We start from the raw sequence: 24,765 nt of genomic DNA, 5'->3' as shown, positions 1-24,765 counted from the left end.
GACAGATAGTTAAGGCTTTTTTATATACAAGGTTTTATTAATATTTTATGATTGGTATAACTTTGTAATGACTATCAATTATGCAAGAATTACTTTCTAAACCTTTATTCTCCATTGGTGACAAGTTCGACGTGACTTTGTCGCAGTTATTGTTGGCTATTTTATTCATTATTATTGCCGCATTATTCAGCCATTACTTCTCGAAGTTTATTACTCGCAAAATTTTAGCGAAATTCAAAATGGCAGAAGATAACTTGGTTATCTTAAAGCGCCTTATTTTCTTTATCTTACTGGCGTTAATTACTGTCACCACCTTATCCTTTTTTAACGTTCCTCTGACCGCGTTTGCCTTTATTTCTGGTGCAGTTGCTATCGGTGTCGGCTTTGGCGCTAAAACAGTGATGGACAATTTCATCAGCGGCTGGATTTTGATGTCAGAAAGACCAGTGCGAATTAATGACATCGTTGAATATGAAGGGCATTTGGGACGAGTTATTGAGGTTGGAAACCGTTCGACCATGATCAAGAGGATCGATGGAGCTCATATGGTTGTGCCGAATAGTAGTTTACTGCAAGCCAACTTGATTAACTGGACATTGGTTGACCCCAATATTCGCACTTCGGTTAGAGTTGGAGTGGCATATGGTAGCGACATTGAAAAGGTCAAAGCTATCCTTGAAAAGATTCTTAAAGACCATGAGTCTGTTATCGATGATCCCGCGCCAGCGGTAATCTTTGAAGATTTTGCCGATAGTGCTTTGGTGTTTGACTTGTGGTTTTGGGCGACGGTGGGTGCTGTTAGAGAGCTACGCGTCATCAGAAGTGATATACGCTTTAGTATCAACAAACACTTCAAGGAAGAGGGTATTGTCATTGCATTCCCGCAAAGAGACTTGCACTTCAAGTTTGATGACCAAGCCAACTTCCCAATCTCAATCAGTGATCAGCGGAGTAGCAAAAAACCTAATAATGGCGAGAAAGGTGATGAGTAATGGACTATAAAGACATTTCTAATAAAGGGGCATTAATTACTGAAACCGATGATGTTCCAAGAGCTTATCGGTGGTACAGGATGAATTACTCGATTGAAGAAGACTGTGAATGGTTGGATGAAAGTCCTTTACTAAACAGTGTGTTTAAAGAGCAGTTATTGAAAGCTGAAACACGTCCTGTGCTGTATCAAGATGAAGAGTCATTACTGATTTGCTTGCGTGGCGTAAACCTTAATCCTGATGCCGATCCAGAAGATATGATTTCGATCCGCATGTGGATGAACAACACTACAGTCATCACAAGCTGTAATCGATCGAGTTTATCGCTACAAGATATCTTTAAAAACCTGGAAAGTGGTATCGGCCCCAAAACACCGGGTGAGTTTTTAGCATTATTGATTGAAAGGCTTGCGATTAGAATTGAAGATTTCTTTGAAAAGTTTGAGGAAGAGCTGGATTATCAGGAAGATCGGATTGAGTCTGTTGATAGTCGTTGCATGGGTAGTGTGCTTGGTAACCTTCGTCGTCAGGCAGCGACGGTTAAGCGCTACTTAACGCCTCAAAAAGATGCACTCGACAAATTAATTCGTTGTGAGAGCCCACTTTTAACTCGCCAGTTACTTGAAGAGCTAAAAGATGACCGAGATAAAACAGCGAGACTGTTAGAAGACTTGGAGCTATCTCGTGAGCGCTCTATGGCCTTGCAAGAGCAGTTGCTGACTCAAATAGGTTATGAACAAAACAACCGTCTTTACGTGCTGGCTATTATATCGGCTATATTTTTACCCTTAACATTTTTGTCTGGAATGTTGGGGATGAACGTGGCGGGCCTACCAGGAACGGAGAATAACAACGCTTTTTGGGTTGTTTCTGGATTATGTTTGGTGATAGCGATTGGTCTAATGCTTTGGTTTAAGTTTAAGAAATGGTACTAGCTACAGATAGGGCATTCAGGATCTTTTGTAATACTAAAGCGTTTAAACTCGGTCGCTAAGGCATCATACTTAAGCAGATAGCTTTTTTTCATCGTACCGAGCCCTAGTATCAACTTTAAAGCTTCAGTTGCCTGCAAAGTTCCCATAGTGCCAACCACAGGAGATAGAATACCTTGGTCTTCGCAGTCTCCTTCGGGTAAATCTGTTTGACTGTAAAGACACTGGTAGCACGCGTTTTCTGTTGATTGATTGAAGACGGCCAGTTGTCCTGTAAAACCAACTGCAGAAGCTGAGATAAGCGGTATGCCACTGTCTATTGACCATTGATTCAACATGAAGCGCGTTTCAAAATTATCGCTGCAATCCAATACTGCTGTAAATCTATGTTTATCACTCAGTGAATTGAGCAGCTCAAGAGACGCTTTTTGTTGAATTGAATGCACTTTTAAGTGGGCTGACAGCTTCGACAAACTTTGTTCAGCAGAAGTGACTTTGGACTGACTTATATTCTCTAGATCATGGATAACTTGACGCTGTAAATTAGAGGTTTCAACGGTGTCATGATCGATTATAGTCAAACTTCCAACACCAGCAGCGGCTAAATACAATGCCGCGGGTGAGCCCAAACCTCCCATACCAATGATAAGGATATGACTGCTTTTAATGGATTCCTGACCTGCCAGATCAATCTCCGGAAGAATTATATGGCGGCTGTACTGTAGTAATTCAGACTGGGTTAACATAAAAACCTTTCTGTTGTGGTTCTGCTAAAGTGCTTGGCAGTGAAGCATGTTGGTTTAATTGCTCTGTAATGTGACGATTATCTTTAATCGCTTTAGATGCACGGCGATCGTAGGCTCGTAAGAGTTTTTTATTAGGCTTGTCACTAGTATTTAATCGAGAGCGCACATGTTCTAGCAGTCGTAATTCGCAAGCAGTTGTTGTTTTGGATGATTTCAGCGAGTCTATGATGTTACCTTCGTCAAATTTACGGTAATCCGGGCAGGCGTCTTCAGCATTAACTGTCGCTGGGCTTAGTAAAGCAATGCCTACAAAGAAAAGGAATATACTGGCTTTCATTTAGTCATCTCAGAACACAATATTTTGGGTAATTTAACCATAGAGCCAAACAAGTTGCACGCAGCATTAGCGACTGATAATCTAGCTAAAAATTCTGAACAAGCCCTATTATGACCAAGATTGGAACCCCTTTTTCTGAAACTGCAAAAAGAGTGATGCTGCTCGGCTCAGGAGAGCTCGGTAAAGAAGTCGCCATAGAGCTTCAACGATTTGGCGTTGAGGTTGTTGCTGTTGATCGATACGACAATGCGCCGGCCATGCAAGTGGCTCATAAAAGCTTTGTAATCAATATGTTAGATGGTGCAGCTTTAAGGGCGCTGGTGGAGCAAGAAAAGCCACACCTTATCGTTCCTGAAATAGAAGCTATTGCCACAAAGACGCTTCTTGAATTGGAGCAAGAAGGTTTTAAGGTTATCCCAACAGCAAGAGCGACTAACTTAACCATGGATCGTGAAGGTATTCGTCGTTTAGCAGCCGAGGACTTAGGCCTTACAACGTCTCCTTATCAGTTTGCTGACACCTATGAAGAATACCAAGAAGCGGTAAAGCATGTCGGTATCCCTTGTGTGGTTAAGCCAGTCATGAGTAGTTCCGGTAAAGGTCAATCAACAATCAAGTCTGAATCTGACGTTGAAACCGCGTGGAAATATTCACAAGAAGGTGGCCGCTCAGGAGAAGGTCGGGTAATTGTCGAGGGCTTTGTTGAGTTTGACTATGAAATTACGCTGCTAACGGTTCGTGCGGTTAATGGTACTCATTACTGCGAGCCGGTTGGTCACACGCAAGAAGATGGTGATTATCGTGAATCGTGGCAACCTCAAGCCATGTCACCTCAGGCACTGCAACAAGCCCAATATATGGCAAAAGCAGTCACCGATGATTTAGGGGGATTAGGACTATTTGGTGTTGAGATCTTCATCAAAGGTGATGAGGCTATCTTCAGCGAGGTATCGCCAAGACCTCATGACACAGGCCTTGTGACGCTGGTATCGCAAGACCTGTCAGAGTTCGCACTCCACGCTAGAGCGATTTTAGGCTTGCCAATCCCAGTCATTCGACAGAATGGGCCTTCGGCTTCTTCAGTGATATTGGTAGAAGGGGATTCGGACAAGGTCAGTTTTAGTCACCTTGATGAGGCTCTTCTCGATATGGATACTCATTTAAGGTTGTTTGGAAAGCCTGAGGTAAAAGGGAAACGTCGTATGGGGGTCGCTTTAGCGAAAGCTGACTCTATTGATAAAGCACGTTCAAAAGCGCGTGGTGCTTCTAGTTCTGTGAAAGTAATTTTATAGAAGCAATTATAGTCTAGATACTTCCAAAGAGTATGCCACTAGTTAGGGGAGGGGAATAAACTCCTCCTCATCGCCTGTCACTTTCGGGAATCGGCCTTCTTTCCAGTCTCTCTTCGCTTGTTCTATTCGCTCCTTGGAGCTTGATACAAAATTCCATTCCATAAAACGCTTGCCAAGATTTTCGCCGCCAATAATAGCGACCCGGCTGCTGTTAAGAGACTTAATCTCAAGGTTCTCTGTAGGGTTTAATACCGCCATTGAATACTCTTCGACGACTACGCCATCAATCTCTATAGCTCCTTTGGCAACATAAACAGCTAACTCTTCGGCTTTGGGCATAGGCAAGCTGTCTTTAGGCTCTAGTAAGCACTCTAAATATAGGGTTTCTGCAAAGGTTTTCACTGGCGATTTAACCCCGTAAGCACTTCCCATCATGACACGAACTTTTATGCCATTTAATGTTACTGTGGGAATGGTTGAGGAAGGATAGTGGTGAAACTCAGGCTCAATCTCTTCACTGTCGATCGGTAATGCCATCCATAACTGCAAACCATTAAGTTCATGAGGTAATTGCGTAACTTCTGGACGCTCGCGCTCGGAATGGACAATGCCTTTACCGGCAACCATAAGATTAATGTCTCCAGGCGTTATCGTTTGATAGCTGCCTAAAGAGTCTCGGTGAAGTATCTCACCTTCAAATACATAGGTCACGGTGGCGATACCTATGTGGGGATGAGGACGGACGTTAACGCCATCGCCGGGAGAGAATGTGGCGGGGCCCATGTGATCAAAGAAAACCCAGGGACCAACTGACTTAGCGCCTACTGCTGGAAAAAGTCTGCGCACACAAAAGCCGCCTAAATCTTTTTCTTTGGGCTCGATAATCTGTTTGATGCTGCTACAGGGTTGATCCGTGCATTCGGCATCAGGTTTTGATTGGAGTAGGTTGCTCATAATATTCTCCCAGCTGATTGATTCCAAAATAACAAGGTTAGACCTACGATTCTAATACCAATTACTCATATCCGGTATCAATCCCCGGCATTATGAAGTGAGTTAAAAATGACCATACTCACTAAAAGTCCACAATCATGACTTGCTGATACTTTTCCACAGGCTTATCAACGATTTTTGTGGACAACCAGTGTTTTATGACGAGTATGTTCGGCTTGTGATTATTTGTTTATAAGGCTTCACAGAGTATTCACATAACCAATTAGATACTGGTAAGATGAGTAATCATTAATAATAAGATGCGCTTCCTATACAGCCAATAAAAGATCGCATTAAGTATTACAAAAAAATACATTTAACTATCTGATTATTATGATAATATTTGATTGAGACGTGATTTCCTGGAGCGACGGGCATTAAGAAAGAAAAACTACAAAAACTGGCAGTTACCCTAGTTGTTCTTTGGACCTTGGGCTTAAGTGGCCTATTCACGAGTATAAACACGTATTTCTTAAGTTTATTCCAAGAATATTCCTTTGTCAGTGACTTTGAATTTCAAACCATTACCGTCAGGGTTGATGATAACCGACTATCGGCAGGTGATTTGGAAGAATCCTTACGTACCTTGACAGAGTGGACTGACCAAAACATTTATGTTTTTGGGGTCCAACCAGACCTTATGGCCAATAGAAATTACTTTAGAGAGTTAGATAGGCTTAAAATTGTTCAGCAGAGGTCTCGAGCAGGGAATGATAGTTTAGAAGTAGAGCAATACCAGGATCTCGAAGGCTTATCGATATTCTCGATGAACTTACCAAACTATATTGATGGTTTGCTGATTAGCTATGAGCCCAACCTGATATCTCTAAGTAATGACATTGTATTGGAAGCCGGTAGAAACTTTGAGTTTTCAACCGACGCCTCCATCCTTATCGACTATAAATACGGCAGTAGTTTTTTGCCAACGGTCCATTACAAGGACGTTTTAGATAAGTCGTTAGCGCCATCTTTATTCGAAGGGAAGTCTGTATTGTTCATCGCTGGACATAATACAGTGATCCCAACGCCTTTGACCGATACCAGAAGCACAAACTATGGTCACTATATAGGCTATCTTTTCGAAACGGTTATTAATAATAAGCCGATAGTGACTCCCAACCCACTTTTAAGCATCCCTCTTTTAGTCATTTTAGCGGCGGGGGTAAGCCTTCTCGTTTTATCCTTGGCGACAACATCGCTAATAAAAGTCACTTCGTTGTTGTGTGGGTTTGCAGTTATTGGGTCTTATGTACTGCTTAATGTCAGCAATATCTACTTTCCTATTCAGGGACTCTTGGTATCGATTATCACACCGGCAATATTTATGCCAAACCGGTTTGACCAGGATGCCATAACCAAAAATATTATTGGTCGCAGACTGTTTCCAGTCTTGAAATCCAACACAACAAACATCACCAGAACTAGCCATGGCTCAAATGAGTTCTTAATTGAGTTTCTTGAGTACTTTCTGCAGTTACATGATATTAATAAATTAATCATGAGCATTGAGGTAGGGGATAAGTACTATTTCTACGAACTTAGCGAAGGCGCTATATATAGGGTGTTGGATGATTTACAGGATAACTTGGACGAGTTTGAGCATTACCCGGTTCAGGTTACTCAAAATAAAGCATTCATCCTTCACTACAAGAAACCATCATCTGCCGGTACAGGTAAAAACACCTATTTCTATTTGGAGTCTCGCAAGCATCACTTAAAGCATTTGGCCGACGACTTCATCCCCGTTGCTTTGTCAGCTAATAAAAAGTACTTGAATGTTAACCGGGTGCAGAAAAAGGAGGACGATTACGGTCGACACATCAGGTTTACTTGTGACAAGTTTATTAACGAGTATTCAATGATTAAACGAGCTTTTGATGCCAATACTGAAGCTCATGCTATTTATGACTCAAATGGCAAAATCTTGCACGCTAACAAGGTTGCTATAAAAATTGCCATTGCTTACAAAATTAACCTGTATGATCTCAACTTAATTAATTTACTATCCGTATTGACAGGTCTTGATAGGGACTCGCTAAATAAAAGTTTGATACAACTGTCAATTGAAAAAAGCAAGATAACCTTGCCTTTTGATGAAACATGGGGGCAAATTTCATATGTCTTGGAGTTAAGTTACTTTGGTCAAGAAGCTGATATTTACTCGGGTATACTGCTTCGTTTTGTCAGGGTTCTAAACATTGAAGAAATGCGGGATGTCCGAAATGGTTATCTTGATGCTCTGAACGCTGAATTCAAGGATAAGTTAACTGAAACAGTCTTGAAGATTGCCGTAGATGATTCCGGAACAGATCTATCAAGCACCGTTGACTCGTTGATTGACTCTTCAGCTGGCCTTAAAGCCCCAAGCGAGTTGAACGTTGAGATTAATAAGTTTATCCGAAAACGTGCTTACCCTGTTGATGTGTTGCGTTTAGTGAATAAAGCGTTATCGACTAAAGAAGATACGTTTGTTCAAAAGCATATTCTCATTGAAAAAACTGCGCCTAATGTTATGTCTAAAGTACGAACTGACTATTACTTCCTCGTGGATGTATTGGAGTTCTGCTTAGATACGCTTTATTCAGACTCGATCGTAAACTCAACGCTAACAGTCATGCTGTCTGAGTCGGTTCCTGAAGAAGGAACTGATGATGTAGGAAACGTTATCGTTCACTTTGATAGCCAGGGTTATGGTCTGCTCGCTAATCAAACATCTGACGCTGATGGCTTTAGTGGGGAGTTCGGTAATAAATACGCCTATTTTGTGGAGCAAATTAGTTCTTATGGTGGCAAACTAGCCGTAGACTCAGTAGTAGGAGAGGGTACAAGTATTGAGATCACTTTGCCTGTGATAAGGAGTTTGTATGAGTAAGATTCTTATACTAGAGTCAAACAAAAATATTGCTCATCTACTCGAGAAGCTTTGCTCGCGAATGGGGCATGAAGCGATTATTAAGAACCAGGCTGCTAATATCGAGTCATTACTTGAAACTGAAAATATCGAGTTGGTAGTTTCTGAGTTACACGTTCTAGGCGTTAACATTTTCGAACTTCTAAATGTCATTAAAGAGATAAAACCTCGCATAAAAATTATCATCATAACTAAAGAGTATCATGCAGAACGTCAACTAAAGAAGAAGGGGGTTCATGTTGACTGTGTTATACAAAAGCCGATGTCAGCGGAACGATTGACGCTTGAAATCACAAAACTTATAGGCAGCTAGGAGTGCTTGAATCACTATTCCCACTAAACCTATTTCCTGAAGGGAGCTTATCCAGCTCTCTGGTCATTACTGTTTGGATTGGTGTTTTAGTTGTTGCCTTCTTTAATTTACGCTTTGGCTGGGTCTTATCTGGCTTAGTAGTTCCTGGCTATCTAGTTCCGCTATTGATTGTTAAGCCAGTATCGTTCTGGGTTGTTATATTCGAGGCGATCGTCACCTATATTCTTAGCCGTTACATCAGCGACAGATTGACCATACAGCTCAAGTTAAGTCATTTTTTTGGACGGGATCGATTCTTTCTGATTATTCTGGTCAGCGTTATTGTCAGACTTATTTTTGACTCAACGTTATTCCCATATTTATCCGCAGAAATATCAGAATACACAGGAGAACCTTTAAGCATTCAAAATGACCTTCATAGTTTCGGCTTGATCGTTATCGCTTTGTTAGCAAACCAGATGTGGAAAACAGGCCTTGTAAGAGGAATATTTCATGCGCTAACCGGCATTACCATCACTTACTTTATCATCACTGTTGTGCTGGTGAACTTGACCAATTTTAATGTCGAAAACCTCAGCTTTATGTATGAGGAGATTTCATTAGCGATCCTATCGAGCCCTAAAAGCTATATTATTCTGCTGGTTTGCGCCTATATCGCTTCACGAATGAATCTTTTGTACGGCTGGGAATACAGTGGTATTTTGATCCCCTCGCTGCTAGCTTTACAGTGGTATGATCCACAGAAGATTTTAGTTACTTTTTTAGAAACCTTCATCATTCTGGGGATCGCAGTCTTTACGATGAAGCTACCATTTTTTGCTAATAAGAACTTTCTTGGGGCGAAAAAGATTGTCCTATTCTTTACCATCGGCATCCTTTATAAGTTCGCCTTGGCGTATTACTTGCAGTGGTTATCGCCTTATACCAAAACATCTGATTACTTTGCTTTTGGTTACTTATTAAGTACCTTGATAGCAATTAAGATGCATGACAAAGAGTATGTCATACATATTTCCAGGGCCACTCTGCAAACGTCACTAACAGCTATTATTTTAGCAACATTTATAGGTTACTCATTAACTTTCGCAAAGATTAACTATATTGAACAATCTGATAGTGAGCAGATCATTATAGAACCGCATCCTATCGAAAATTTCAGTTCATGGTTCAATGAAAAGAAACTACAGTTTTATGAAGTTAAGTCTGAAGACTATGTCGTTCAGCCGACGCCTAAAGAATTATTTTTATTCAGTGACGTCATTAACCAGCTTTCTAGGCTTGATAATCCAGAGCAGATAAGCGATGAAATGCTTATCTCTATTAATGACTTTGGCTACAGAATAGCTACCTACAAGGACTACGTTTTTTTATACCCCGCAAGAGATGTATCTAGGGGTATGTTTGCGCTTAACTATAACCCTCAGGCACAACACATTATTTTGTCATCGCCTAGAGGGATTGATGAACGATTGTCATTTGACTCTATCTTCTCACTTTTTGAGTTGACCAATGTTAAATATCTCGCCATTTCGAGCAATCCACATGCAGTCAATGGCGATGGTTCTTCTGATGACCTACTGAGCTCAAGTACATTTTTTAATCAGTTTCACAATGCCCTTAACAAACGAGCCATTCTCCAGCTGAGAACCTCGACAACGTCTGATTTATTACTAACGGCACGAAAGTTTGATGATACGGTTACTTCTGCAGGAAATTCTTATATGTGGGTAAGGGGTGATATTCCAGTAGGGCTAAATTTTCATCGTCTGAGCGAGTTACTGAACTCTCCAAAGGTGCTATGGAAGTCACCTCAGTTTAAAAATCAGCAGCGTCGTATGTCAGACGTTCCTTTCATCGAATTATTGATTGATAGAAGAGTGGCTTCAAAGTTAAATGTTCTTGCTTCTCATAACCTGGCTGATGTTGAGACATTGGATACCAACCTCAGCATTAAGTCGTACCTTTTTGAAGAACTTTACAGTAATAAATTGGCTATTTCTCGTCGTAACAGCGAATCATACAGAGTACCCAAAGAGTACGAACTTAACTTTTTTTATGATGAGATTCTGGAACCCGTAAAACCGTTGTTGGAGAAAGCCAAAAGTGACTGGACTGAGAGTGACTTTTTGGCGTTGCAAAAACTAAATTCTTTAGCCTCTATATTTAACTACCAGTACACCTTGTACGAGTACGATAGACAAAACAAGGAGTACCTAATTTTAAGTGAAATTGATAATGATGAACGCCAAAAACATTGGGGTCTTTACGTTTTTGCGCTAAACAGTGATTCGGATGATGTAATTGAAGTGCCTCGTCCACTTTTAGAGCTAGGGACTTACGAATATGGCGTGTCTTTGTTTGATACATCAAACGCAAGGGCATTACTTATTGCTGGCGCCCATTCGTTTACTAATACTGATGGAAGTTCAAACTTACTCAGTATTCAAAACCCGACCCATTTGTTTGGTATTGTTCATTACCTGCTGTTCAACGAAGAAACCTTGTCATATCGCGTAGCTCATCTTATTAGGACTTTTAATCGTGATCAGCATGATATAAGTAATGATGTGGTCATCACAGAAGATAGCAACACTTTGCAAATCAATGAAAGCCAAGAAGTGAGGCAAAGGCTACAATCTATGCTCACCGGCTTAAGTATTGAATTCAGTAGCACCGATAATATCCAGTTAATGTTTAGTGGCAATAGTCTGACAAATCAACTTCGCTATCATGCTAATAAATCGATATTCACTCACTGGATATCACCATCATTATTCCTGAGCTTGAGGCTGAATAAAAGTTTATGGTGGTTAAGAAAACATTTTCAACTGTTAGAGTTTACCTATCAAGAGGGCGATATTGCACAGTACTTCGAGTCGCAGGAGTTATCATCCGAGCGGTTCCCTGCAGCAGCAAAGCGTAATCTTGAAAGTTATCTTGAAACAGAAAATATTGCTTACCTGATTAAAGTTAAACAAAGGGATGAGTATCGCTATAGCTTATTCCTTGACCAGCCTACTAATCAGATGTTTTTATTGATCAAAAGAGATAACCAGCTGGTGGCAGTGAGAAACGTTAACAGTATCAATGACATTGAAATCGACAGGACAGACTTTAGTACATTCTTGGATTTACGCGCCACATGGCTGGAGGCGCCTAGATGAGAATATTAGCTAAATTTTTGTTGATCTTTCTGATCGTATTGCCGATCAGTTATTACTTGTATACAGTCTACGAGGAAACCTTCACCAATAGGCAAATTGATGATCGCGAGTTACTTAGAGACTATACCACTCACAGAGTTCAGAGAGCACAGACAGGACACTCTATAGAGTATCAACTGCCTTCTAATGCAACCAATTTTAAGTTGCTGATATACCCTCTGGTAGATAAGCAATATGCTAACGAAAAAACGGACGTCAAGTATACTCTAAAAGTCTCATACGGCGATGACAGCAGTGAGTTTGAGCTAAGCTCTACCCAACAACCTTATCAAGACATTACGCTCAACGAACTTAAGCATCCATTTTTGTTTAATGACGATTTGAATGTTGGTAGTAGTCGACTGTTAGAAGTTCGCTTGGGTAATTCCCGCGAAGTAATGATAGAGGTGGATAGCGGTGATTTTAGTAGCTATGTTGTCCGAGCGTTTATCCAAAAGTCTAAAACGGCTAATCGTTCATCAACAGAGTGGTCTCGAACTTCTATCGCGCAGAAGAAAAAACTGGCTAAAAGTTACCCCTTTGACGTACAGAAGCTATCAAGTACCGAAATTCATAATTTGTATAGCAATCTTTGGAGTCGAATTTCACCTGTCATTTCATCAGAAGAAGTTATCCAAGTGGCTGACCTCTATGAGTACAAGGAACGGAGCTCATTAGTCCCACTAAGCCGTCTAGAGCTGCTTGATCTTCGATTTGTGTATTTGCCGAAAGGGAATACCTATACTTTTAATGTGTTATCAACAACGACTGGATCGTTCGAATTTAACAGTATAGAAGGAATTCCAGCCCCGGTAAAAGCTCTGCTAAACCACCAGTCGCTTGATGGACAGCAGTCCAGTCGTGAGTTGACTTTATCATCCGGAAAGCTCATCTCTTTTGAGCCTGGAAAATACGAAATTACCTTTTCCCGGGCGATTGGGTTTGTATTGAATGAGACTGACGATAACGAGAATATTGAACGACCAGATTTAAGTGTTTACTATTATTATTTAAAGCCGGGTGCCTTAATTAGCTATAGCACCACTCAAATTCCGGGGCAGAGACAAAGGTTTAAGGCTGAAATTATTGGTGCTTCTTCTGTGAGTGAGTACGATATTCATGTGCAGTACGCAGGTTCTAAACGTACTGAAAGGAGTTATGAGCGCTTCCAAGGAAATTATCGCCAAGACCCTTTCGCCCCTTTCAGTATCCACTCAGAAGAGGGTATCATTGATACATCTAACCGGGCGGTACTTGATGTTACGCCAAGTGACTTTGCTCCGATTGAAATTACACTTAAAACACGTTATGAGCCAATCCTGATCGCTTTTTATAATACTTTCTCGACCGTCCCGAGCTTGAAAGTTATCAATACAAAAGAAACCGATTCTAATATTATTTATAAAGACTGGCTGGCAATTAAGAGCTCGGAGCATTTGTCTTTACTGAGGAACAAAGGGTACATACCGGTAGAACAAATCGATAAGTATCGATTGTCACAGACTGAAGAAACAGAATTTGAAAGACTCTATCCTGAAACGAGCACAATCTCCAAAAGGGTTGCTTTATTGGCTGAGCAGCCTTCTGATACAAGCTTTACCGGTAACTCTTATTACCGAGTACCTACTCTTCGTGGACAGATACGCTTTAAAGATATCAACGCTACTGGCAAAGAAATGATTAATCCCAAGTTAATCATTATCGGTGATAAAGAAAACCCTTCAGGCAGTGTTAGATTGGCTGGTCGCGACTTAAGTTTTAAATCTAAAAAAGCATTCACCGTCGTTCACTTACCTAGAGTTCCTAACGGTTCAGTTCAGCAGTACCGTATCAACGCGGATGGCAACTATCGTTATTATCTTAACTTCATCCGTGAGACAGATACTAAAGTGTCTTGGTCTGACTTCATTAAAATTCAAGACCAAATGAGCTTTAAGATTCAGCGTTTACAACAGTATAAGCAACTTATTAATATAAAGTTACTAGCTACCAGTGCCGGCAAGAAAACACTTAGTCTAAAGTTAAAAAGCAAAACTGGTAGCGTCAATACACTTACCACCACCGACTATTTGAAAATTATCTACGATGACACGAGCTTGAGCACATCGGAAAGCATAGCAAATTTATCGCAATGCGAAGGCTGCATACTTTATGAGCGTCAATTTTTTGTCTTAAATGATGACCTTGATTTGGGTGATTACAGCCTCGAGGTATCAACCAAAGATTGTGAGGAATGCTATGTAAGCTTGTCTCTTAGCCACTACGGCGGTAATGAAATAACAAGAGAGTATTATTATGAGCAATAAACACTATGCCATAGCACTAATATTACTTCTGCTGCTTACAGGTCTATCGTTTGTTCTATTAATGGATAATAAAACATTCGAACCGGCACCGCTTGGTGATTGTGGCTCAGAGGTTCCTGGTAGAATTTTTGAAAAGGCCACCTCCGAACAACTGCAAGCTGTGAATGATTTATATACCAGCTTTTCTACAGAAGGCTTTGAGTTTACTGACCATAAACAATTAACCTGCCTTTACTTATCCAGCTCTCGTCATCAAGGTTATTTTTTACTGGGTAAAGGCCCGTCTAAACCAAAGTTGTTTTTACAGGCTACACACACACACAATGACCTTTTCACTGGTCAGATACTACTCAACCTAATGAGCGGAATGTCGCATACCATCGGCTATATGGCGTCTATTTCAAGGGCCGTTACAGACTCATCAACGGATCCAACGTTGCTGAATAAAGTTGCACTCGACCTAATGATAGAAAACAAAGAGCTTATCGCTATACAGCTCCATGGGTTCGCTAGGGGGAAGAGGCAGACTGAAGCAGGGCTTCAGGCGGATATGATTATTAGCTCAGGTCACTCGATGGCTTCTGACGCCACCAAAAAACTCTATCAATGTCTTGATAGCAGATTTGAAAACGTGTACTTATACGGTACGAACGTTTCAGAACTCGGGGGAACTCAGAACTTTTTGAATAAGTCGGTGCGCGCAGAGGGGATTAGCGACAAGTTCATTCAAGTTGAGCTCAGTTATGAAACAAGAATAGGGCTTTTATCAGACAAAGAACGCTCCAAGTCGTTTAGAGCTTGTTTAGGGGAACTCATGCATGAAGGTTAAGTCCTTAATCTTTTATGGCTTGCTAATGTTTGCTTCGCTTTTAAAAGCGACCACGGACTATCGCTGGGTTGAAATTGATGATTCAGAGTATACAGTGATTTCCGAGACTGAGACCAACAAAGTCTATTATTACATAGGGGCCCGAAGTGTTGTTAGGTTTAAAACCGATGGAACCATCAGGGCTGCTCAAAGTTCCGGTTCAGGTTTTTTCCACGAGGCATCGCTCTTTAAGGTAGGTGAAAACGAATATCATTACTTTAAAACTACTCATCAAGGGGCTTGGTTACGATTAACGGTAAGCAACGAGGATAATTTTACGTTAGAAAAACTCTCAGATAAGCGTCAGTCAGTCTTTAGTGCATTTCATCCTATACTATTATCAGACGAGCCTTATATAAAGCATGAGTTTTTACACCACAATGGTTTGCAAAAATCGATTTTTCTAGCAGCTGATAGCAGTGTTGAAGTGACGGTACCTTTCACCGGCTATATTAAAATCAACCACTACATGGATCTGACTGGCGCTATCAGGAATGGCAAAAGCAGACAAGACTACCTTTTAAATATTAAGACCAATGCACTTCTCGATGATTACTATTACACAGCAGAGTGGGACTATAGAAGGCATTTTCAGCATAAAAGATTCAGTCAAAGCCATAGTACCTTGCTGAAAGTAGAATCTGGAGACATATTAACCCTCAGCGCTAGCCAGTCTATTTTTGTCAACTTTGACTCTCTTTCTACTGAAGATTATTTGCATACCTCTAATTACATGACGAGCTATATAGATGATCTTCTCGACGAGCAGGAGAGATTACAGCATCTGATCTTATCCTATAACGAATTGTCTTTTAGGAACGAGTTGACTGGTGAGATTGAAGCTTTTACAGAACGTTATCCATTGAGTAGTTTGTCGGCTATCAAAGATGGCACCTTTTATAAAACTTACTCTCCACTTGACTCAACCAACTTGTCATTTAAAGATGCCTATTCCGCACGGCAGGAGAGAGTAGAGAGAGGCTACGATCAAAAGTTAAACAACCCAATAATTGTTGAGCCTGAAAACTATCACGATTTTTACACTCGAAAGCGCTTCTATGAACTCGATAATACTATCACTTACGAAAATGTCGATTCGAAGAAGTCCCAATTGAAGTTGGACCTACTAACTCCAGAAAGCTTTGAGACTAATGCCATTATCGATATTCAGGCAGGGAGAGGTAAAACTCTAAAGTTAACATTTGACCCGCTCTTCAAAAAGTTTTCAAAAGCTCCTTTGTTGATAAATGAGAGTGATGTAGACCAAGATACAACTGCGAACTTTACTAGCGAATACTTAACATTGCCTATTGGTAAGACCGAGGCCTACAGCATAAAAAGTAATGTAGAAAACCTCTTTGCAGATCTGTCTGTTTTAGAAAGTAAGAAAAGTCTAGACACAACCGAGCAGTTGAGTAGAGACAGCTTGAGCATAGATTGTTTTATAGCAACTTATAATAATAACAAACTTGGTGTTCAGTCGTATCAGTCGAATGAGTGCCAGTCAGCTGAAAGCTATTATCAGCATTTAAGTCGCTTTTATACTGCTGAAGATGATTTTGAAACCAAGTACTATAACCCTGATTATAAAGCCAATGTCAGCGCTAGAGAGGTCTTAGATAAACTTAAACAACTTAACGAACCCAGTTTCAGTCTTCAGCGTGACTACTTGATGTATTTTGTCGTAAACAACGCTAAAGAGGCCTTATCAGAAGACCTGTTAACCACACTTTACGATAGCCTTATTGATGATGAAAATTATTATAATGGCTTAGCTGTAGCTCAGTACTTGTTCATTAAAAAACCTAAAAAGTCGACATTGTTGGAACTGGTAAAGTATTATTATCTCACCCATCAGTTTGAAAACGCTTTATTCTTTGCCGGCTTAAACACTCTTCAGATTCAACACACTAACATTTCCCAGGTAACGCTTAATAATTACTGTGAAGTGTATCGTGACTACCTTTCTACTAGTGAGTGTGAAGCTAAGTATAAAGTAGAAGAGTTGTTTAAGAACACAGACGGTGAGATAACCCCCCCAATGTATGCGCACTATTATGAATATCCATATGCATTGGGTGACACTAAAGTTGCTCATTCAATCGAGAATGATATCTACAGGCAATATTATTCTCTGAAAGCTAATATAGCTACTAAAATACCGGTTAATAACCCGGGCCATTACCGTATTAAAATTGCCCAAATTTATACAGAAGACTCAGATGTTGACGCGCGGCAAACTTTAAAAGTTCACTTGGGTGACACTGAGTTAGACGTCCCACTCTCAAGCTTTCCGTCGCAAAACTGGACACTTGGTAACAGTGTATATATTGGAACTCACGACTTTGTGTATCTGCAGGTCTCAGAAGACAGCCTTGAGATTGAGTTTGAATCTTCGAACGATATGGTGTTTGTTCTTGAGAGGTATTTAGCCCCTGACAGTAATAGTATGCTAAGCAGTGAGCCTCTAGCACTATATACCAAACTCTATCAAAACTGGAATAAAGCGATAAAAGGCCATATAGACTCTGCAAAAGAAATAATGAGTGTGGTTAGTCAAACTCAGAATAGAGCAATAAAGCGTTTTGAGTCGTATCTCATGGATTATTATGATTGGCTGGAGGTCCCCGATCTGTCAACGGGAGATATGCTTATTATTCCTACGACTGATTACCTGCCTAAATCTAAGCGAGGACAAAGTTTACTAGCGCTGAGCGATACAAAAATACCACGGTATTATTTATCGAATCAGTCCCGGCTAGCTATTAATCTATCTCGGTACGATATAGGTAAAACGCTTCGTTTTTCAGCATATATCCCTCAGCTATACAAAAACATGCGTCAGGACATAGCCATTTTATACCAAACTGGGAATGGCAAAGTCAGAGAAGTGGCGTTAAACCCAAAGCAAAATAAAGCTAACTTCACCATTACATCACACTCTGCTGAGTTAAAGCTCTGGCTAAAACCTTCGGTTGATGTGAGTGATGTTTTTTTACAAATAGAAAACCTTGATAACAGAACCGAACAGCGTTTTTATCAAAGTAACGATGTCATTGACTATATCAGAAATTACCCTGGTAACATTTATAAACTTGTCGAGTACTCAGATGGAACAACACTTGTTAAATATGGCTTGAATCGTTCGCAGCTTAACTTAAATTCCAGTCGATATTATAAACTCTATGAGCTCACTTATACTGGTCATATTGACAACAGGTACACTGGAAAGTATGGCGATTACCTTTATGACCCAAATAAACAATTATTTTCCGACGAAACCAAATTAGTCGATATGGTGGCAGAGTTACCGCTAACAGTTGATCGGAGTGCAGGCCTGTACTATCAAGACTTATCGCTAGAGACAGGAACTCAAGGAACGTTGGACCAAGAATCCTCATTCAGCGATTTAGAAAGTTTTCAGGCAGTAAAGTATCGGTTACGTCACAGAGAAGACGATAATCAATATCAAGGGCTAAATCTTGGTCTTTATCATTCCAGCGATTACCAAGCTTTAAACTCCAAACTATTGTATGACGATCACTCTAGAGAAGACTATTTTTACAAACTCTTTAGCCTCTCCGGGTGGTACTATAACAGTGACTTTGGCGGCTCATTTATCTTTAGTGGGGAAGCCACCTTAGGTAAAAATTATGACTATAATGACTGGGCAGCCTTTAATTCTGAGCTTTCCTTAGTCTATAGAAAAAACTTCAATCAAATTAACGACCCTCGTAATGATTATCCAACATTTGTTTGGAGTGATTATAAGCAAAACCATGATAAGCAGATAAGCTTCAGCTCTGAGCTTGTACTAAAGCCTTATGTAGACTTTCATACTTTCGCTGGAGTTGGTGTAAAGTCTAATGCCGACCTTTTCTCAGTCGATCAATTCAGCACTCAACTTGGCTTACGCGGAAAAATAAATGCTTTCTATTACTCAACCAGAATACGAAACAAGCTCTATTTTAGTGATGACTTTAGAGCTGAACAGTTTAGTTCCTCACAACTCCAAGTAAATTTGGATTGGAATATTTACCAAACGCAGGAGAACATGCTGACTTTATACGCAGATTATGTCAGAGATATAGAGGATAAGTCGGATTACTTTTACCTTGGTATACGCTACTCAGATCATCAAGGTAACTACCTCAATGCTCTAAGGCCATCTGAAAAAGTATTCTCAGGAATTTCAACTTATGACTTTTTACAAAGGAATTAATAGAGATGAAGTTAGCTGAACACTACTTTACCGATGAGCTTGCCCCTTTATACCTTAAGGTTTATCGAGATGATATTACTCAGCTCAAGGCCCGCTATAAAAAAATTAAAACCAAACGACTAGAGAAGGTTGATGAGCTCAATGCTTTATTGGAAATGGTGACATCTCGTATAAACACTATTTTTAAAGAACTTAAAGTCAGTGAGTCATTGTTTATGGATTTTCAGAGAGATTACTCTGAGTCCGTATCCGAACAATCAAAGCGACAGACCATATTGACCTTTACCGCTAGGCTGAAAGGGTTCCATAGTCGGAAAGATAAAAAAGCTTTAGACCGATATTTTGATTTTGATGCTGTATCGGAGCGGCATAAAGATACACTGACCCTCGAAGAACGTAAGTTAGCATATTTGTTTAATCGTTTAGGTTACTGGTTATCGCAACTTTCTTCATCTCAGCTAAGCGATGAGCTTGACGCTGATTTGAAAAACAATATAAGCAAGATTTACTTTAAGGGACTAACTTATACAAGCAGTACTTTTGTTCAATCTTATGCGTTACATTCTGCGTCAATATTGACGTTTAAAATTAACACAAGTGAGATCCACTCAGTTATGGATGGTAATGCCGTAAACTACATTGCGCTGCTACCACAAGATCCATCACAACCCAGTGAACTTCAGCAGTATTCACTTTCAATCCTTGGTAATGCTTACCCTGAAATTTTTACCAAAGTCGTCGATAAACTATTAAGTGAGAAAGAGGCCGACATATTTCTACTGGCTCATTTAGCTAAGGTTTTGTCCCATCAACCAAATTCTGAACAATTTTCTCAGTATTACCCCAAGCTCACGGCTTATCCGAGTGATTTTGTAAGGCAGCAAGCCATAAAGCACCTACCAATAACCGAGTTTGATATTTACTTAAGCACCTTAGGGGAAATTATTGAGAGGGAAGTTTCGGATAAGGTTGCAGCAGTGGCCATCGACAGATTGAGTAAGGTTACCTTAAGTAGTGAATCTGATCTGATACGAGTTCTAGAGCTTTGTTTTGCTCGTTTAGCGAATAGTGACTTCGTGGCAAAAGTTGCTCTGCGAAGCATTAGACGTATCACAGCTTCCTGTACTGAGAAAAAGGTTTCTGCTGTTAGTAAAGATATCATCGGGCAATTGGTGAATTACCGTAAGGAAATCGTGTCGTCTGAAATGCGCCGCTTAGTGTCGTTAACCATTAACCACATTTGGGCACAATCAGATAGCGAAAGAAAGAATCTGCTGCAAGAGTTAACCACTCAAATACAGCAGCTACCATTATCGAAACGAAAGCGCCTTAACATTCCCAATCTAGACAAACTCAGCAACTCAGATATTTCTCGCTTACTAACACTGCTCAGTGAGAATGATTTTCCACTCAATGTAAGCGTTACGCATAAATATCTTCGAGTCAGTCGCTGGAATAAGTTTAAATTTAGATTGTGGCGTATTTTATATGAACTAAAAGAACCAGCCAGCGACAAGCGCCAAGGCCATAAGCACGCAGTGGGAAGAGTGTATTACGATAATACTTTAATCGCCTCGCCGATTATGGCAGAACAAACCCAAACAAAAGTGCCAGGGGAACCTGTTTTTGACAAGGAAGAAGGGGGGAATCGACAATTCTTACCCCTTGTTGATGAGCTGATCTCATGTCTCGATCAAAACTGGCCGATTGAACCCTTTAAAATTTACTCTACCGATGGTGTTACGACGATAAACCCACCGAAAAGTTTTATTAAACGAATGATCGCCAAGATTAATTTGACGGTCAACTTTGCCAAAATAGCAAACCTAAGAAACAGCACTGGTGCACACACTGGTGATTATATTGCAGCTTTACGTCGAATGGGTTTTGAGATTAGATACAACGACTACCTCTATCAAGGCGGAGTGACAGATAAGAGTCAAAAAGCGAGTAGCCATCCATCTATCGCACAATTTTTCTCAATCCCAGTAATTCCACTGGCTTCTGAATATTGGGCTAATTTAAAAAACTACTTCAATTCGATATATGCTAACAACTTAACTCAGCTAACCATTTTTATCATTGGTATTTTTAGCTTGTTTTTCCTTAAGCATGCCTGGGTTAATAGCCAGATCAATCGTGTTCGAAAAGGAATACCATTATCCATCGGAGGGTGGGGGACAAGAGGAAAGTCGGGTACAGAGCGATTAAAGGCTGCTGTTTTTTCAGGTCTTGGACTCAACGTCGTGTCTAAAACAACCGGCTGCGAAGCCATGTTTCTGACTGGACGTCATCATCAAAAGTTAAATGAAGTGTTTTTGTTTAGACCATACGATAAAGCTACTATCTGGGAGCAATCTAACCTTCTGAACCTTTCCCATAAACTCAAAGCTGATGTCTTCCTCTGGGAGTGTATGGGCTTAACTCCATCTTACGTCCATATTTTACAGAAGCACTGGATGCGTGATGACTATGCCACCATTACCAATACCTACCCCGATCATGAAGATGTCCAAGGCCCGGCAGGTTACGATATCCCTAAAGTAATGACTGAGTTTATTCCTAAAGACTCGACACTGATTACTACTGAAGAGTTGATGTATCCTATCCTGAATAACGCTTGTAGAGAACTGAATACCGAATGTCATAAAGTGAGTTGGTATGAATCTGGCATTATCACCGACGATGTTCTAGAAAGGTTTCCTTATGAAGAGCATCCTAACAACATTGCCTTGGTCGTAAGGCTTTGCGAGCTTTTAGGTGTTTCTTCTAACTTTGCACTGAAAGCTATGGCCGATCATGTGGTTCTAGACTTGGGTGTATTGAAAACTTACCCCGTTAGTCATGTTAATGATCGAACCTTAATCTACGTCATGGGTAACTCGGCGAATGAGCGCCTTGGTGCTATAGGCAACTGGCAACGTATGAAATTTGACCAGTTCAGCATCATTGAATCGCCAGGATCTTGGGTCAGTACAGTGATTAACAACCGAGCGGATAGGGTGCCTCGCTCAAAAGTTTTTGCTGAAATGTTGTTAAGAGATCTTTATGTCGATAGCCACTACTTGATTGGTACTAATCTGAATGGTTTTATGCAGTACCTCAGAGAAGCATGGGAAGATAATAAAGAGCTGTTCTATTTATACGAAGAGGGTGAGAATGAATTAAGTTCGGATGATTTAACTCAGAAGTTACAGTCATTTGCCAATAAATTAAGAGTCCATAGTACAAAAGAACATGTCACATTAAGACTATCAGCGACTCTTGCAGAGCTTTCTAAGTCTTCTAAAAAAGATATCAAGGCGATGTTTGATGCAGAAGGTTCACTGGATAGCATCGTGAAGAAATTAAACTTATTCCCTCATTACGACGACATCAAATCTTTTTATGATAAATTGACTGATGAATTAAAGCAGTATGAGGAAGTGGTCGAAAAAGTCAGAACATCAAGACCTAACGATGCAAATAAAACATTTAGCGCCTACTGCTATAACCTCATTAAGAATAAAGTCATTGTTATTGAAGATCCTCACTTGCCTGGTGAATCAATTCTCAAGAAAGTAATTGAAACAACCCCAATAGGAATTACCAACAATATAATGGGGTTACAGAATATCAAGGGAACCGGGCTGGACTTTGTTTATCGTTGGGAAGCGTGGGAAAAGTGCTCGAAAGCCATTACGAAAGTCTTAAATAGCAATACGTTAAGTGAGCAGGTTACACAGGCAGTTGATGATTTGGTGTCTTTCAAAGAGTATGGAGCTCTTTCGTTTGAAGCGATAGCGGAGTGTATCAATCAATTAAAGAAACGGCGATTATTTCAAGATGATGCTCTACAGCAAAAAGTCACCATGCTTGAAGAAAACTATTCATTGCAGTTAAAAGAATATGACGATATAAAAGATTCAGTTGCAATCTCAGATCACAAGAAAAAATCAATATTTGAGGGGCAAGTAGCTTCATTTTTAGAAAAGATACTTGACCTAGGAGATGCTGTGAGACGTCGTAAAAACGCCAACAGTATCTATAAGGATTTAGCCAATAATCGTATTAGCGTTAATCGAGCAATTTCTGAGCTTAAACGGCTTAATAAACGACAGAAGGGCGGCTGGCTAACCAACAAGCTTTAATAAATCACAAGGTTATTACTTATAGCTGAAGGTATTAACCGTTGACTGTAACGCACTAGGGGTTCGTCTTATGAAGACAACAAAAGCACTAAAAAACCTGCATTGGTTTCATTGGTTCGTCGTGGTGTCATCTTTATTGTTGACATTATCTGCGTGGTACATATCCAGTGTACAGCTGCAGAAAAAGCAAGAAGCCCAGTTTAACTACCAAGCTGATTTGCTCATTCCATTAGTGAAAGATCGGATGAGGCAGTATGAGACAGCATTATGGTCAGGTGTTTCTAACTATCAGAGCCATGATAATCAAGTATCGCTTACCGATTGGCGAAAGTTTGCGCGAAGCTTATCGGTCGAAAAACGTTATCCGGGTATCAATGGGATAGGGTATATCACTAGAATTTCAAGAACGGAAAAGGATGCCTATCTTGCAGAGCAGCAGGCCAAAAGACCCTATTTTAAAATACACCCAGAGCATGAGGGTGATGAACTATGGCCGATTCAGTATATTGAACCGGAGGCTACTAACGCGAAAGCAGTTGGTCTTGATATGGCTCATGAAAACAACAGAATTACAGCAGCTAAAAAGGCGAGAGATACAGGCAGAGCTCAGGCAACTGGCCCTATTATTCTGGTGCAGGATGTTAAACGAACCCCAGGTTTCTTATTATTTTCACCTTTATATGATTCAGCAGCTCCCCCAGAAACTCTTGAAGAAAGAAGAAAACAATTTGTAGGCCTAGTCTATGCACCTTTTGTGGTAGAGAGTTTAATGCAGGGAACGCTTCATAATAAAAACAGATTAGTTAACTTTAGAGTAACTGATAAAAGTGAAATACTATACGATGAGCTTACTGAGGGTACAAAAAACTATGACTCTAACCCAATGTATAGCAAAACGGTAGCGGTTCCGATGTACGGGCGCACATGGAAATTCACGATTCAATCATCTGAGTTGTTTAGAACTGTTCAAGCAAGTAAGCAGCCCCTCATGATTCTTGTCGCTGGTATCATCATTGACGCGATGCTTTTAACATTATTTATTCTGCTAGCATCGTCCAGTAAAAGAGCCTCAACACTCGCGAAACAAATGTCTAGAAAAGCACTTATAGAGCAAGTGAAACTGAAAGGCATGCTAGAAGTCATGAGTAGTGGAGTAATCACTTTCGATAGTAGCAACCAGGTCCTCTTTGCTAACCGTTCTGTGGACACTATTCTCGGCATTGATCACTCGGAACTCGTAGGAGAGTCACTGTCTCTTACAGGCTTTCAGTATGAGCCGAGCCAACAGAGTGTATTTACGCCTAAAGGAGAGCAGATAAAGGAAAACACGGTAACACAAATAACGATAAAAGATGGTACATTCCTTGAAGTGACACTGACGGAACATGAAGTCGGCGGGACAGTTCAATATGTTCTAGAGCTTAAAAATATCGACGAACGAGTGAAGGCACAAAAGGCACTAGCAGCTCTAAGAAAAGAGTATAGCTAATGACAATTATGATGAGGGTATGATGCGGGAA

General features: G+C 40.3%; 14 protein-coding genes. 11 read left to right on the top strand and 3 right to left on the bottom strand.

Translation table 11 applies throughout. The features are described from left to right. Window positions 1-80: 80 nt before the first annotated feature. Both ABD943_RS00740 and ABD943_RS00735 read left to right on the top strand, forming a co-directional pair. Window positions 81-992, top strand: a complete 912-nt coding sequence (locus tag ABD943_RS00740; RefSeq protein WP_345291287.1) for a mechanosensitive ion channel family protein — start codon at window positions 81-83, stop codon at window positions 990-992. Beyond that, window positions 992-1,927, top strand: coding sequence for a zinc transporter ZntB (locus ABD943_RS00735; RefSeq protein WP_345291286.1), 936 nt, complete (start codon window positions 992-994; stop codon window positions 1,925-1,927). The genes ABD943_RS00740 and ABD943_RS00735 overlap by 1 nt, the downstream gene beginning before the upstream one ends. Here ABD943_RS00735 and ABD943_RS00730 read toward each other — a convergent pair. Together ABD943_RS00730 and ABD943_RS00725 are read right to left on the bottom strand one after the other, a co-directional pair. Then, window positions 1,924-2,670: a HesA/MoeB/ThiF family protein gene (locus ABD943_RS00730; RefSeq protein WP_345291285.1), complete on the bottom strand. Its 747-nt coding sequence runs from the start codon at window positions 2,668-2,670 to the stop codon at window positions 1,924-1,926. The genes ABD943_RS00735 and ABD943_RS00730 overlap by 4 nt on opposite strands. Next, window positions 2,654-3,007 (bottom strand): hypothetical protein, encoded by a 354-nt coding sequence (locus ABD943_RS00725; RefSeq protein ID WP_345291284.1) that lies wholly within the window; start codon window positions 3,005-3,007, stop codon window positions 2,654-2,656. The genes ABD943_RS00730 and ABD943_RS00725 overlap by 17 nt, the downstream gene beginning before the upstream one ends. 110 nt (window positions 3,008-3,117) lie before the next feature. On the opposite strand from ABD943_RS00725, the gene purT reads away from it, so the two are divergent. After that, on the top strand, window positions 3,118-4,299 hold the full coding sequence (gene purT / locus ABD943_RS00720) for a formate-dependent phosphoribosylglycinamide formyltransferase (protein WP_345291283.1): 1,182 nt from the start codon (window positions 3,118-3,120) through the stop codon (window positions 4,297-4,299). 42 nt (window positions 4,300-4,341) lie between these two features. Here purT and ABD943_RS00715 read toward each other — a convergent pair whose 3' ends face one another. After that, entirely contained in the window at window positions 4,342-5,253 is a 912-nt protein-coding gene (locus ABD943_RS00715) for a pirin family protein (protein ID WP_345291282.1), read from the bottom strand. 679 nt (window positions 5,254-5,932) lie between these two features. Here ABD943_RS00715 and ABD943_RS00710 point away from each other — a divergent pair. From ABD943_RS00710 to ABD943_RS00675, 8 genes are all read left to right on the top strand, one after another. Beyond that, window positions 5,933-8,164, top strand: a complete 2,232-nt coding sequence (locus tag ABD943_RS00710; protein WP_345291281.1) for a hypothetical protein — start codon at window positions 5,933-5,935, stop codon at window positions 8,162-8,164. Further along, window positions 8,157-8,516: a response regulator gene (locus tag ABD943_RS00705; RefSeq protein WP_345291280.1), complete on the top strand. Its 360-nt coding sequence runs from the start codon at window positions 8,157-8,159 to the stop codon at window positions 8,514-8,516. The genes ABD943_RS00710 and ABD943_RS00705 overlap by 8 nt, the downstream gene beginning before the upstream one ends. Window positions 8,517-8,518: 2 nt before the next feature. Further along, a complete protein-coding gene (locus tag ABD943_RS00700; protein ID WP_345291279.1) occupies window positions 8,519-11,680 on the top strand; it encodes a poly-gamma-glutamate biosynthesis protein PgsC/CapC in 3,162 nt (1,053 codons plus the stop codon). After that, window positions 11,677-14,025, top strand: a complete 2,349-nt coding sequence (locus ABD943_RS00695) for a hypothetical protein (protein ID WP_345291278.1) — start codon at window positions 11,677-11,679, stop codon at window positions 14,023-14,025. The genes ABD943_RS00700 and ABD943_RS00695 overlap by 4 nt, the downstream gene beginning before the upstream one ends. Then, window positions 14,015-14,854, top strand: coding sequence for a hypothetical protein (locus ABD943_RS00690; RefSeq protein WP_345291277.1), 840 nt, complete (start codon window positions 14,015-14,017; stop codon window positions 14,852-14,854). The genes ABD943_RS00695 and ABD943_RS00690 overlap by 11 nt, the downstream gene beginning before the upstream one ends. Before the next feature lie 94 nt (window positions 14,855-14,948). After that, a complete protein-coding gene (locus tag ABD943_RS00685) occupies window positions 14,949-19,115 on the top strand; it encodes a hypothetical protein (RefSeq protein ID WP_345291276.1) in 4,167 nt (1,388 codons plus the stop codon). A 5-nt stretch (window positions 19,116-19,120) separates the two neighbouring features. Further along, on the top strand, window positions 19,121-23,245 hold the full coding sequence (locus tag ABD943_RS00680) for a hypothetical protein (RefSeq protein ID WP_345291275.1): 4,125 nt from the start codon (window positions 19,121-19,123) through the stop codon (window positions 23,243-23,245). Between the two features lie 70 nt (window positions 23,246-23,315). Next, window positions 23,316-24,734 carry a CHASE domain-containing protein gene (locus tag ABD943_RS00675; protein ID WP_345291274.1) on the top strand — a complete coding sequence of 473 codons (1,419 nt, stop codon included), beginning with the start codon at window positions 23,316-23,318 and terminating at the stop codon, window positions 24,732-24,734. Window positions 24,735-24,765 lie beyond the last annotated feature (31 nt).

This window comes from Kangiella marina (assembly GCF_039541235.1).
In the GTDB taxonomy this organism is placed as follows: domain Bacteria; phylum Pseudomonadota; class Gammaproteobacteria; order Enterobacterales; family Kangiellaceae; genus Kangiella; species Kangiella marina.
This window is presented reverse-complemented; position numbering and strand designations above follow the sequence as displayed.

What these genes read in the sequence shown, in the direction of transcription:
- ABD943_RS00735 (WP_345291286.1), top strand. Translation starts at nt 992, where the DNA reads ATGGACTATAAAGACATTTCTAATAAAGGGGCATTAATTACTGAAACC.
- ABD943_RS00710 (WP_345291281.1), top strand. Translation starts at nt 5,933, where the DNA reads ATGGCCAATAGAAATTACTTTAGAGAGTTAGATAGGCTTAAAATTGTT.
- ABD943_RS00675 (WP_345291274.1), top strand. Translation starts at nt 23,316, where the DNA reads ATGAAGACAACAAAAGCACTAAAAAACCTGCATTGGTTTCATTGGTTC.
- ABD943_RS00695 (WP_345291278.1), top strand. Translation starts at nt 11,677, where the DNA reads ATGAGAATATTAGCTAAATTTTTGTTGATCTTTCTGATCGTATTGCCG.
- ABD943_RS00705 (WP_345291280.1), top strand. Translation starts at nt 8,157, where the DNA reads ATGAGTAAGATTCTTATACTAGAGTCAAACAAAAATATTGCTCATCTA.
- ABD943_RS00690 (WP_345291277.1), top strand. Translation starts at nt 14,015, where the DNA reads ATGAGCAATAAACACTATGCCATAGCACTAATATTACTTCTGCTGCTT.
- purT (WP_345291283.1), top strand. Translation starts at nt 3,118, where the DNA reads ATGACCAAGATTGGAACCCCTTTTTCTGAAACTGCAAAAAGAGTGATG.
- ABD943_RS00715 (WP_345291282.1), bottom strand. Translation starts at nt 5,253, where the DNA reads ATGAGCAACCTACTCCAATCAAAACCTGATGCCGAATGCACGGATCAA.
- ABD943_RS00730 (WP_345291285.1), bottom strand. Translation starts at nt 2,670, where the DNA reads ATGTTAACCCAGTCTGAATTACTACAGTACAGCCGCCATATAATTCTT.
- ABD943_RS00740 (WP_345291287.1), top strand. Translation starts at nt 81, where the DNA reads ATGCAAGAATTACTTTCTAAACCTTTATTCTCCATTGGTGACAAGTTC.
- ABD943_RS00680 (WP_345291275.1), top strand. Translation starts at nt 19,121, where the DNA reads ATGAAGTTAGCTGAACACTACTTTACCGATGAGCTTGCCCCTTTATAC.
- ABD943_RS00725 (WP_345291284.1), bottom strand. Translation starts at nt 3,007, where the DNA reads ATGAAAGCCAGTATATTCCTTTTCTTTGTAGGCATTGCTTTACTAAGC.